Source organism: Variovorax sp. ISS6 (assembly GCF_056523145.1).
This window is the reverse complement of record NZ_JAWRZC010000001.1, coordinates 1,224,153-1,236,233: the sequence shown is the minus strand read 5'-3', so window position 1 is coordinate 1,236,233 and position 12,081 is coordinate 1,224,153. Positions and strand designations below refer to the sequence as shown.

At 71.6% G+C, this 12,081-nt stretch carries 9 protein-coding genes; 5 read left to right on the top strand and 4 right to left on the bottom strand.

What is annotated here, in order from left to right; all coding sequences use genetic code 11:
- Positions 1–62 precede the first annotated feature (62 nt).
- The gene (locus AC1HIL_RS05685) at positions 63–2,192 is read right to left on the bottom strand and encodes a PQQ-dependent dehydrogenase, methanol/ethanol family (RefSeq protein WP_479671342.1); all 2,130 of its coding nucleotides are present in this window, start codon (positions 2,190–2,192) and stop codon (positions 63–65) included.
- Between the two features lie 133 nt (positions 2,193–2,325).
- Here AC1HIL_RS05685 and AC1HIL_RS05680 point away from each other — a divergent pair, with 133 nt between their 5' ends.
- On the top strand, positions 2,326–3,588 hold the full coding sequence (locus AC1HIL_RS05680; RefSeq protein WP_057591246.1) for a helix-turn-helix domain-containing protein: 1,263 nt from the start codon (positions 2,326–2,328) through the stop codon (positions 3,586–3,588).
- A 1-nt stretch (position 3,589) separates the two neighbouring features.
- Here the strand turns inward: AC1HIL_RS05680 and AC1HIL_RS05675 are convergent, their stop codons facing one another.
- Positions 3,590–4,438 carry an IclR family transcriptional regulator gene (locus AC1HIL_RS05675; RefSeq protein WP_479671341.1) on the bottom strand — a complete coding sequence of 283 codons (849 nt, stop codon included), beginning with the start codon at positions 4,436–4,438 and terminating at the stop codon, positions 3,590–3,592.
- Positions 4,439–4,561: 123 nt separating this feature from the next.
- On the opposite strand from AC1HIL_RS05675, the gene AC1HIL_RS05670 reads away from it, so the two are divergent.
- From AC1HIL_RS05670 to AC1HIL_RS05655, 4 genes are all read left to right on the top strand, one after another.
- Positions 4,562–5,833 carry a 3-isopropylmalate dehydratase large subunit gene (locus AC1HIL_RS05670; RefSeq protein ID WP_479671340.1) on the top strand — a complete coding sequence of 424 codons (1,272 nt, stop codon included), beginning with the start codon at positions 4,562–4,564 and terminating at the stop codon, positions 5,831–5,833.
- Positions 5,830–6,345 (top strand): LeuD/DmdB family oxidoreductase small subunit, encoded by a 516-nt coding sequence (locus tag AC1HIL_RS05665; protein ID WP_479671339.1) that lies wholly within the window; start codon positions 5,830–5,832, stop codon positions 6,343–6,345. The genes AC1HIL_RS05670 and AC1HIL_RS05665 overlap by 4 nt, the downstream gene beginning before the upstream one ends.
- Before the next feature lie 82 nt (positions 6,346–6,427).
- Positions 6,428–7,300: an isocitrate lyase/PEP mutase family protein gene (locus AC1HIL_RS05660; RefSeq protein ID WP_057591250.1), complete on the top strand. Its 873-nt coding sequence runs from the start codon at positions 6,428–6,430 to the stop codon at positions 7,298–7,300.
- 43 nt (positions 7,301–7,343) lie between these two features.
- Positions 7,344–8,339, top strand: coding sequence for a Bug family tripartite tricarboxylate transporter substrate binding protein (locus AC1HIL_RS05655; RefSeq protein WP_057591251.1), 996 nt, complete (start codon positions 7,344–7,346; stop codon positions 8,337–8,339).
- A gap of 4 nt (positions 8,340–8,343) precedes the next feature.
- Here AC1HIL_RS05655 and AC1HIL_RS05650 read toward each other — a convergent pair whose 3' ends face one another.
- Both AC1HIL_RS05650 and AC1HIL_RS05645 read right to left on the bottom strand, forming a co-directional pair.
- Positions 8,344–10,743: a membrane-bound PQQ-dependent dehydrogenase, glucose/quinate/shikimate family gene (locus AC1HIL_RS05650; RefSeq protein ID WP_479671338.1), complete on the bottom strand. Its 2,400-nt coding sequence runs from the start codon at positions 10,741–10,743 to the stop codon at positions 8,344–8,346.
- Between the two features lie 175 nt (positions 10,744–10,918).
- Entirely contained in the window at positions 10,919–12,073 is a 1,155-nt protein-coding gene (locus AC1HIL_RS05645; RefSeq protein WP_479671337.1) for an ROK family transcriptional regulator, read from the bottom strand.
- Positions 12,074–12,081 lie beyond the last annotated feature (8 nt).

Genomic DNA, 12,081 nt, shown 5'->3' with positions numbered 1-12,081 from the left:
AGGGAAGTACCCGATGCCCTGTGCACGCGCCCCGAACAAAAGCCCCCGACAACCGAAGCCCCCTACTTCGGACGAATCGCGTCGGCCGTGCCCTGGATGAAGGCCTTGATGCTGTCGATGTCGTCGGCCGACAGCTTGCCCGTGAAGTCGGGCATGCCGCGCGCCATCGCCGGGCCCTTGAGCACGAACTTGTCGAGGTTCTCGATGTACGCGGAATCGAGGTAGCCGAGGTTCGGGATGTTGCCGCCGCGGTCCACGCCGGGCACGCCGTGGCAGAAGACGCAGTTGCTGACGTAGAGCATGGTGCCGGCCTGGACCTTGGCGGGGTCGTACTTCACGCCCTGCACCAGCTTGCTCATGCGGTACTGCACGAAGTCCGGCATCTTCGCCGTGCCGCCGACCGCGAAGGTGTAGACGGTGCCCGGGCCCTGGCGCTCGGTGGCGCGCTGCGCGAGGCCGTAGACGCCGCCCCAGCCCACGGCCACCGACACGTACTGCTTGCCGTCGACCATGTAGGTGGCGGGCGCGGCGACCACGCCGGTGCCGGTGGGGGTCTCCCAGAGCTTGTCGCCGTTGCGCGCGTCGTAGGCCACGAGCCGGCCGTCGGCCGTGCCCTGGAACACCAGGTTGCCCGCGGTGGTGAGCGTGCCGCCGTTCCACGGCGACGCATAGTCCACGCCCCAGGCTTCCTTCTGCTTCACCGGATCCCAGGCCACGAGGCGGCCGAAGGGCTTGCTCGTGGGCGGCTCGACGTTGGCGAACTTGCCGGTATTCCAGCCCAGCGCGGCATGCGGGCGGCCCGGTGCGTTCTGGTCGAACTTCCAGTCCTTGTCGTCCATCAGGTTCAGCGGCACGTGCTGCGCGGGCAGGTAGGCCAGGCCGGTCTGCGGATTGAAGGACATCGGGTGCCAGTTGTGCGCGCCGAAGGGGCCGGGGATGCTGTCGCCGGGCTTCTCGTTCTGGCGCGCGGCGGCGATCTCGATCGGCCGGCCGTTCTTGTCGTAGCCCGTGGCCCAGTTCACTTCGACGAAGTTCTTCGCCGAGATGAACTTGCCGTTGGTGCGGTCGATGACGAAGAAGAAGCCGTTCTTCGGCGCATGCAGCACCACCTTGCGCTGCTTGCCGTCGACCTTGATGTTGGCCAGGATCATCGGCTGCGTGGAGGTGTAGTCCCAGTTGTCGCCGGGCGTCTCCTGGTAGTGCCAGACGTACTTGCCGGTGTCGGGGTTGAGCGCGACCACCGAGCCCAGGTAGAGGTTGTCGCCGCCCTTGGGGCTGCGTGCCTTGTGGGCCCAGGGCGAGCCGTTGCCGGTGCCGATGTACATCAGGTTGAGCTCGGGATCGAAGGCCATCGAGTCCCACACGGTGCCGCCGCCGCCGGCCTCCCAGTATTTGCCGTCGGGGTCCCAGGTCTTGGCGGCGCGCGCCATGGCCTCGTCCTCGAAGGGCTTGGCCGGGTCGCCGGGCACGGTGAACCAGCGCCACTTCTGTTCGCCGCTGGCCGCGTCGTAGGCCGTGATGTAGCCGCGCACGCCGTACTCGGCGCCGCCGTTGCCGATGATCACCTTGCCCTTGAAGACGCGCGGCGCGCCGGTGATGGTGTAGCTGCCCTTCTGGCCCTCGATGGTGTTCTTCTCCCAGAGCTTGCGGCCGGTGGCGGCATCGAGCGCGATCAGGCGCCCGTCGAACGCGCCCACGTAGACCTTGCCCTGGTACAACGCAACGCCTCGGTTCACCACGTCGCAGCAGCCCTTGAAGCCTTTGGACCTATCGACCTCGGGATCGAAGGTCCACAGCTTCTGGCCGGTGCGCGTGTCGATCGCATGCACCACGCTCCACGAGGCCGTGACGTACATGATGCCGTCGACCACCAGCGGCGTGGCCTCGACGCCGCGCGTGGACTCGAGGTTGTACGACCAGACCAGGCCGAGCTGCTTCACGTTGCCGGCGTTCACCTGGTCGAGCTTGCTGAAGCGGGTCTCGGCGTAGTCCAGCCCGATGCTGGGCCAGTCGGGCGTCTGCTTCTGCGCCGCGTTGGCGCGGATGAAGCCGCCGTCGACGCGCCGGGCGGCCGCCGCGGCACGGTCTTGGGCGGAGGGCCCGCTGCCCTGCGCCGAGGCGATCGATGCGAGCGCGAACAGCCATGCGGCGGCCAGCGCCGCCAGCGCGGAGGAATTCCTTCTTCGGGTCATCGTGGGTCTCCTTGTGCCCAGAGAATCGTCCGGGCGGCGCGCGCGTTCACCTTCGGGATTTCCCCGATCCGGTGCTGTTCCATTGCGGAACACATTCGATGCTGGTCCCGGTACCCCACGGAGGCGATGGCACATGACCCTCGACAGGCTGGGCACGGCGAACGCGCCGCGCCAACTCTTCGCCACCACGCCGGCACAGCGCGTGGCACTCGCGCGGCAGCAGTTCTTCGAGGAAGGCGTGCGGCCCTCGGGCCTCGTCGGCGAAGCGGTGCTGCAGTCGTGGATGCGCTGCTGCCGCACCCACAGCGACCGCCAGCGCATCGTGCCCTTCGATCCCGTCACGCCGAGCCGGCTGCATGCCACGCTGGCGCGCAACCGCGAGCTGCTCGAGGTGGCGCGCCAGGAGCTCGCGACCATGGAGCATTCGCTCGCGGGCACCGACTGCCGCGTGATCCTCACCGACCGCGACGGCGTGGTGGTGCACGTCACGCACGAGTCCGCGCCCGCGCACCAGCCGGTGCTGCGCAAGACCGCGCGCGTGGGCGTGAACATCTCCGAGCGCGTGGTGGGCACCACCGCGCCGGGCATCGTCGCGAGCACCGGCCTGGCCTGCACGGTCGACGGCGCCGAGCACTATTTCGACGTGCTGCGCGAGATGCAGTGCGCCGCGGCACCGATCCGCGGCATCGACGGCCGGCTCGCGGGCGTGCTCGACCTCACGGTGGAGGCGCAGCGCTTCGGCTTCGACGCCGCCTCGATGGTGGCGCTCTATGCGACCACGATCGAGAACCGCCTCTTGCAGGCGCAGTCGCGCGAGCAGCTGATCCTGCGCTTCCAGGCCAGCCCCACGCTGCTGGGCACGCCGCTCGAGGGCCTCGCGGGCATCGCGTCGGACGGCACCATCGCCTGGCTCAACGGCGCGGGGGCGCGGCTCATCGGCCACCTGCCCGAGCAGCCCGATGCGCGCGGCGTCGAATGCCTGCTGGGCCACGACCTCGCGAGCCTGCTGCGGCTGGGCCGGCGCGAGTCGGCGCAGCCGCTGCGGCTGGCCAGCGGGCTCGGCGTGTGGGTGCAGGCGCGGCTGCAGGGGGCCGACGGCGTCGACTTCGGACACGCGGTGGCGCTGGCGCAGCGCGTCGAGGCACCGGCGCCGGCACAGGAGCCGCCGCAGCAGATGCAGCAGGAGGACACGCCGGAGCAGCAGTCCGCCGATGCGCCGGCCGCGCCGCAGGCCGGCACGCTGCGCGAGCACAGCCGCAAGCTGATCGAGGAGACGCTGGCCGCGCACGGCGGCAACGTGTCGCAGGCGGCGCGGCAATTGCGCGTGTCGCGCGGCACGCTGTACCGGCGGCTGCGCGGCTGGGAACAGGGGAGCGACGAGCCCGGCGACGCCTAGCTCACTCGCCCTCGCGGCCCGAGCCCGCCTCCACCGGCTGCGATTCGAGCAGCACGCAGATCGCGCGCACCTGCTGCTCGATGATCTTCGCCACCTCGGCGCGGCGCGCCGGCCCCATGCGGCTGGAGATCGCGGCCACGCTCACGGCCGCGATCGGGTTGTCGGGCGGAAAGGCGACGCCGATGGCGGCCGCGCCCGGCGTGGCCGCGCTGTCGAGGAAGGAATGGCCCTGCGCGCGCGTCTGCGCGATGGCCTCGCGCAGGAAGCCCGGCGCGAAGGCGGCGCCGAACTTCGCATAGCGCGCCTCGTTGGCGGCCACGATCAGTTCGGCTTCGGCCTCCGGCAGCGCGCTGAGGATCGCGAGGCCGCCCGCGCCCACGCCCATGGGCCGGCGGATGCCGACGTCGAGCGTCAGCGCCTTGATCGGATAGGCACCGAGCGCGCGGCTGGTGCAGATCGATTCGGGGCCGCGCCGCTCGCTGAGGTAGACCGTGTCCTGCGTGAGTTCGGCGACGGCGCGCAGCGCCGGCTCGCACAGCTCGCTCAGGTGGTAGCGCGGCTGGGCCAGCATGCCGAGCTCGTGCAGCAGCGGACCCAGGTGGTACTTGCGCGTGAGCAGGTCGCGCACCAGCAGGCCCTCGACCTCGAGCCGCTGCAGCATGCGAAAGCAGGTCGACATCGGCAGGCCGCTGAGGCTCACGACATCGGCGATGCGCATGCCGCGCCGCCCGCGCGAGGCCACCACGCGCAGCATGCCCACCACGCGCTCGATGCTCTGCGTGCCCGAGCGCGCGGCGGCGGCGGCCGGCGGCGGGGCGGTCTTGGCGGTGGTGCGGCGTTTAGTTTCCACGATGCGGCAGTAATTCGGGTTGCTCCCCAATGGGGAAGAATTTCCCTCGACTGTAATCGGTGGATCGAAACCCAAGGACTGCCACATCGTGGAAGTCGAAAGCCGAACAAGATGCCCCAGACGATGACCGAGAAAATCCTGGCCCGCGCCGCCGGCCGGCCGCGCGTGAGGCCGGGCGAGGAGATCACGGCGCGGCCCGATTTCGTGATCGCCTACGACTTCCCGGGCTACACCGACGTGTTCTTCAAGGAGACGCGCGAGGACTTCGGCATCGAGAAGGTCGCGAGCCCCGAGCGCTTCGTGCTGTTCATCGACCACATGGTGCCGGCCACCGCGCCGAAGGAAGAGGAGCTGCACAAGATCACCCGCGCCTGGGGCAAGGAACAGGGCGTGCCGGTGCACGAGCGCGAGGGCATCGGCCACCAGGTCGCGGCCGAGCTCGGCTATGCCACGCCGGGCGCCTTCGCCGTGCACTTCGACGGCCACGTGAGCCAGCTCGGCGCCTTCGGCACCTTCGCCTTCGGCGCGCGCAAGGGCGTGCTCGAGTCCTTCGTGACCGAGACGCTGACCTTGACCGTGCCCGCGACGGTCAAGGTCGAACTCACGGGCACGCTGCAACCCGGCGTGATGGCGCGCGACGTGTTCCATCACATGGTGCGCGTGATGGGCCCGGCCTCCTGCCGCTTCAAGGTGGTGGAGCTCTGCGGCCCCGTCATCGACGCCATGAGCATCGAGGGCCGCCAGACCCTCTGCGGCCAGGCCATGTTCCTGGGCGCGACCACGATGCTGATCGCGCCCGATGCGAAGACGCTGGCCTACGTGCAGGGCCGCTCGAAGATCGCGCTCGATCCGGTCTACCCCGATGCCGATGCGACGTACGAAAGCGTGGTGACGATCGACGTCTCGGCGCTCGAGCCCATCGTGGTGATTCCGCCGAGCCCCGCCAACACGCGCGACCTCCAGGACTACACCGGCATCGAGGTGCACACCGGCTACCTGGGCTCGTGCGCCAGCGGCCGGCTCGAGGACCTGCGCATCGCGGCCGAGGTGCTGCGCGGGCGCCGCATCCAGCCGGGCTTCCAGCTGCACGTGGTGCCGACCTCCAAGGCCATCATGGCGGCGGCCGCGCGCGAGGGGCTGATCGAGGTGCTGGTCGAGGCCGGCGCCTTCATCAGCTCGCCGAGCTGCGACTACTGCTTCGGCCGCATCGCCACCATGAGCGACGGCCAGCGCGCCGTGTCCACCGGCACGCTCAACACGCCGGGCCGCATGGGCAGCGTGGATTCGGAGATCTACATCTGCAACGCGGCCGTGGTCGCCGCCTCCGCGCTCGAGGGCCGCATCGCCGACCCGCGGCCCTACCTGGCGGCGGCGCGCGAAGGAGTCGCGGCATGAGCCTCGTGAATCTGCGCGGCCGCGCGGCCTGGGTCTTCGAGGAAGACGACTACGACATCGACCTGATCGTCGGCGTGCGCAACATCAAGATCACCGACGTGAAGGAACTGGCCGCGCTGGCCATGGCCGACTACATGCCCGGCTTCGCGGCCGGCGTGCACAAGGGCGACCTGCTGGTCGGCGGCCACAACTTCGGCTACGGCCATCCGCACTACCCGGCCATGCGCGCCATGCGGCACCTGGGCATCGCGGCGGTGATCGCCGAATCCTTCTCGCCGGGCTTCTTCCGCGGCGAGACCAGCATGGGCTTTCCGCTCGTGAGCTGCCCGGGCATCCGCGCGGCCACGGCGCGCGGCGACGAACTGACGGTCAACTGGGACACGAACGAAGTGAGAAACCTGCGCTCGGGCCAGACGCTGATGCTGCAGCCCTTCTCGGCCTCCGAGCGCGGCATGCTCGACGCGGGCGGACTCATCCCTTATCTGAAGCGACGCGTGGCCCCCGCGAGCTGAGCCTCCTTTTCTCTTCCTTTGCAGTGAGTTCATGGCGCAGCGCCCATGTCGGGTCGCCACGCCCTTTTTCTGGAGACACACGATGACCTCATCCCGCCAGGCGCTGCGCCAGCGCATCACCCACGGCCCGACGCTCTGGTTCGGCGGCGCGCAGGACGCGCTGTCGGCCCTGCTGGTCGATCAGTCGGAATTCGACGGCATCTTCAGCACCGGCTTCGGCGTTTCCGCCGCGCTGCTGGGCCAGCCCGACATGGAGCTCTACACGCTGAGCGAGAACGTCGCCACCGTGAACCGCATGGCGAACGTGGTGCGCAAGCCGATCTTCGTCGACGCCGACACGGGCTACGGCAGCGTGCTCAACGTGGGCCGGGCGGTGCGCGAGTTCGAGAAGGCCGGCGCCGCGGCGCTGCAGCTCGAGGACCAGTTGAGCCCCAAGCGCTGCCCGGCCGCGGCGGCGCCCTCCACGCTGGTGTCCATCGACGACGCGGTGGCGCGCATCAAGGCCGCGCTCGATGCGCGCCAGGACCCCGACCTGCTGATCGTCGCGCGCACCGATGCCCAGGACCCCGGCGAGGCGCTCGAGCGCGCCGCGCGCTATGCCGAGGCCGGCGCCGACCTGATCCAGCCGATCTCGCGCACCTTCGAGCGCCACGAGCAGCTGGTGCAGCTGCGCGAGGCCTGCGGCCGCCGGCTGTCGCTGATGCTGATGGCCGGCACCTGGATGACGGCGCTGACGCGCGAACAGATCGAGAGCGTGGCGGCCTTCGCGAGCTATCCGATCGCGGGCCTCTTGACCACCGTGCACACGGTGCAGGCCAACCTGCGCGAACTGGCGCGCCGCCGCTCGGGCGATTTCGCCGACCTGCCCTTCGCCCAGACCTCGATGGCCGACTTCAAGCACATCATCGGCTGGCATGCGCTCGAGGAACGGCAGGCGCACTACGAGGTCCGCTGAGCCGGCCCCGTCCGTTTTCCCATCAGAAGAATCAGGAGCACACGTGCGTACCCTCACCCTCATCGGCCGTGTCCTCACGGCGGGATCCCTGGCGCTGGCCTTCGGCGGCGCCGCCCTGGCGCAGGACGCGGCCTATCCGACCAAGCCGATCCGCCTGGTCGTTCCCTACCCGCCGGGCGGCGCCACCGACGTGGCCGCGCGCATGCTGGGCCCGCGCCTGCAGGAGGAGCTGGGCCAGACCGTGCTGGTCGACAACCGGCCCGGCGCGGGCGGCAACATCGCCATGGTCAACGTGATGCAGAGCCCCGCCGACGGCCACACGCTGGCGGTGACGCTCACGGGCATGCTGTCGATCAACCCGGTCATCTACAAGAAGGCGGGCTTCCAGGCCTCGGACTTCGTGCCGGTCGCGCGCGTGTCGCTGGCGCCGCTCTTGCTGGTGGTGCCCGAGAAGTCGCCGTACAAGAACGTGCAGGAGCTGCTGGCCGCGGGCAAAAAGGCCGGCAAGGGCGGCATGCCCTACGGCTCGGCCGGCGCGGGCGGGCTCTCGCACCTGGCCTCGGAAGCCTTCAACGCCAACGCCGACGGCAACTTCACGCACGTGCCCTACAAGGGCGGCGCGCCGCTGGTGCAGGCGCTGATGGCCAACGAGGTGAGCTGGGGCCTGCTGGGCACGGGCGACGTGCGCAGCTTCATCCAGTCGGGCAAGCTCAAGGCCATCGGCCAGCTGCGCAACGGCCGCTCCGAGCTGTGGCCCGAGGTGCCGACCCTGACCGAGCAGGGCGTGCCCGGCGGCGTGGACTTCGACGTCTGGTTCGGCGTGGTCGCGCCCGCGAAGACGCCGCCCGCGGTGGTCAAGCTGCTCGGCGAGAAGATCGCCAAGATCACGGCCGAGCCGGCCTTCCGCAAGCGGCTCAACGACCTCGGCGGCGTGGCGCCCGCGACCGGCAACACGCCCGAGGCCTTCGCCGAGGTGCTCAAGCGCGAGCTCGCGATCCTGCCGAAGGCGGCGCAGGACGCGGGCCTGCAGCTCGATTGAGTTCCTAGCGCTTGGGCAGCGCGTAAGCGATCACGTGGTCGCCGGTGCGCGTGCCCAGCGAGCCATGGCCGCCCGCGGCCACCACCACGTACTGGCGGCCGTCCGCGCCCTGGTAGGTCATGGGCGTGGCCTGCCCGCCCGCGGGCAGGCGGCTGCGCCAGATCTCGCGGCCGCTGTTCACGTCGTAGGCGCGCAGGTAGTAGTCGAGCGTGCCCGAGAGAAAGGCCACGCCGCCGCCCGTGAGGATCGGGCCGCCGAGGCTGGGCACGCCCATCGCGAAGGGCAGCGGCAGCGGCGAGCTGTCGCGCACGGTGCCGTTCTTGTGCTTCCAGAGGATCTGGCCGCTGCGCAGGTCGGCCGCCGCCACGTGGCCCCAGGGCGGCGCCTGGCACGGCAGGCCGAGCGCCGAGGTGAAGGGCTTGAGCTTCACCGCGAAGGGCGCGCCGAAGTTCTCGTTGAGCGCGGGCAGGCTGCCCTCGGGCGGCTTGCCGCCCTGCACGTAGAGCGTGCTGTCGTCGGCGCGCGGGATCAGCGTGGAGACGAAGGCCAGCGAGGCCGGCGTGGCGAACGCGATCTGGCGCTGCGGATCGACCGCGACGCCACCCCAGTTGAAGACGCCGAAGTTGCCCGGGTAGATCAGCGAGCCCTGCGTCGACGGCGGCGTGAAGCGGCCCTCGTAGCGCAGCCGGTGGAAGGCGATGCGGCAGGCCAGCTGGTCGAACACGGTGGCGCCCCACATGTCGGCCGGCCGCAGCGCGGGCGGGTCGAAGGACAGGCCCGACACCGGCTGCGTCGGCGCCGTGCGGTCGCCCTGCGCGGCGCCCTGCGGCGCGGCCTGCTCGCGCACCGGCACTACGGGCTGGCCGGTGCGGCGGTCGAGCACGAACAGCTCGCCCTGCTTGGTCGGCTGCACCAGCGCCGGTACGCGCACGCTGCCCACGCGCAGGTCGACCAGGCTGGGCTGCGCGGGCACGTCGTAGTCCCAGAGGTCGTGGTGCACGGTCTGGAAATGCCAGCGCACGCGGCCGGTCGCGAGGTCGAGCGCGACCACCGACGACGCATAGCGCTCGGCGCCCTCCGTGCGCTTGCCGCCCCACTGGTCGGGCGGCTGGTTGCCCATGGGCACGTAGACCATGCCGAGCTTCTCGTCCACGCTCGAGATCGACCAGCTGTTGGGCGAGTTGACGGAATAGGTCCGGCCCGGGCCGATCGGCGCGGTGTCCTCGGGCCGGCCCAAATCCCAGTTCCACACCAGCGCGCCGGTCTCGATGTCGAAGGCGCGGATCACGCCCGAGGTCTCCTGCGTCGAGACGTTGTCGAGCACGGTGCCGCCCACCACGATCAGCGAGCGCGTGACCACCACCGGCGAGGTCGCGTAGTACGAGCCCGGCTTCACGTTGGGCATGTTCTTCCACAGGTCGATCTGGCCGCTGCCGCCGCCGAAGCGCAGGCAGGGCTTGCCGCTCTCGGGATCGAGCGCGAGCACGCGGCCGTCGGCCGTGGGCATGAACAGCTTGGCGGCGCAGGCGCCATCGGCCGAGAGGTTGGGCGACGGGGCCGCGGCCGGCGGCGGCTGGTACGAGAGGCCGCGGCAGGTGAGATGCTGCAGCGCGAGCGAGGGCGCGATCTTCGGCGTGTGGCGCCACAGCTCCTGTCCCGTGGTGGCATTCAGCGCCACCACCGACTGGTGCGGCGTGCAGAGGAACAGCCGCTCGCCGACCTTCAGCGGCGTGACCTCGAAGGTGGTCTCCTCGGGATCGCCGGGCTGGCCGCGCACGTCGCCGGTGCGGTAGTGCCAGGCCTCCTCGAGCTGCGACACGTTCACTGGCGTGATCTGGCCCAGCGTCGAATAGCGCTGGCCCATGGCGGTGCCGCCGTAGGCGGTCCAGTCGGCGCCGGCGGGGGGCAGCGCCTCGCTGGTGAAGGGCGGATCGGCCTGCGGCGCGATGCCATCGAGGCGCTCGTCGCCGCGCACCCACGACAGCACGGCCGCCACCGCGAAGGCCGCGAGCACCAGGCTCAGCGCCCGGCGCGAGGCCACGATGCCGGCACCGTCGCGCCGCGCGAGCGCACGCGCGACCCAGGGCGTGAGCAGCAGCAGGCCGAGCAGGAAGAACAGGTCGCCGCGCGCGGCCATCGGCCACCATGCGAGCCCCACCTCCCACAGCGCCCAGGCCAGCGTGGCCGCGACCACCAGCGCATAGACCATCAGGCCGCGCCCGCCGCCGCGCGGCAGCAGCAGCGCGGTGGCAATGAGGCCCAGGCCCGCGAGCAGGTAGTACCAGGAGCCGCCGAGCGCGATCAGCCAGCCGCCCGCGACGACGAGCCCCAGGCCGGCCAGTCCGATCAGCAGCGCGAGGACGAGGAGCAGCGCGCTGGCGCGGGGACGGGTGGACGAGGGCATGGCGGGGACTCCGGAACGGCGGGCAAGTCCTCACCGTAGTCCCGCGCGCGCCATGCCGGCGTAGGCGGTTCGCGCATGTGCCTCCCGGCGCGGCGCGGCAGATGGCGCGCGCGGGGACCAAGGTATGCAGCGCGCGAGCGCGGCGTGGACGAAGGTACTCGCGAGTCCCGGCAGCTCAGGCCCGCGCGCCCAGCGCCACCCGCGCCCGCCGCGCCCGCGCATCGGGCTGCAGCGGCCGCAGGTACTCGTGCAGCGCGAGCGCGGCCGCGCCCACCGCGGGCGCGAGCGCGTCGTAGCGTGCGGTGCGCAGCTCGGGCGCGGGCATGCCGGCGCCGTCGGCATGGTGCTTGACGCTCGCGAAGGCGGCCTGCGCGAAGCCGCGGTGCTCGGCGCAGGACTTGCCGCCGAGCACGATGGCGCGCGGATTGAAGGTGACCCAGAGGTTCTGCAGCAGCACGCCGAACAGCGCGGCGGCGCGCGGCATGTCCACGCCCTCGCGCGCCAGCACGCGGGCGCCGAAGAAGGCCTCGGCGCAGCCGCGCCGGCCGCACGAGCACGGCGGGCCGTCGAGCGCGAGGATGGTGTGGCCGATCTCGCCGGCCATGCCCTGGGCGCCGGTGAACAGGCGGTCGTTGAGCACCACGCCCGCGCCCACGCCCACGTCGCAGTTGACGAAGATCAGCGGGTCCTCGCCCTCGCCCGCGGCGAACTCGTACTCGCCGAGCGCGGCGGCGTCGGCATCGTTCTGCAGCTGCACCGTCACGCCCGTGAGGCCGGCCGCAGCCAGCGCGTCCTCGAGCATCGGCAGCAGGCGCACGTTGCGCCAGCCGAGGTTGGGCGCGAAGCGGACCTCGCCGGTGCAGTCGTCGACCGCGCCCGGCACGCACACGCCGATGCTCGACAGCCGCAGCCCGCGCTCGGCCAGCCGGCGGTGCGCGGCCGCGGCCATGCGCGCGACCTGCGCGCAGGTGCCGGCCGGCGCGCTGTCGGCCAGCGCCTGCTCGTCCGAATGCAGCACCTCGCCCTGCAGCGAGACGCAGGCCAGCCGCGCCGTGTCGACCGCGATCTCGATGCCCATGAGCGCGCGCACGCCGACATTGATCTGCAGCGGGGTCGAGGGCCGCCCGAGCCCGTCGGCCACCGCGGCGCCCGATTCGCTGAGCCAGCCCTCGTCGAGCAGCTCGCGCACCAGCAGGCTCACGGTCGACTTGGTGAGGCCGCTCTCGCTCGCGAGCCGCGCGCGCGACAGCCCCGGCTGCGCGCGCAGGAGCCGCAGCAGCACGCTGCGGTTCATGCGCTTGAGCAACTGCTGATCGCCGATGGTCTTCATGCGCGGGG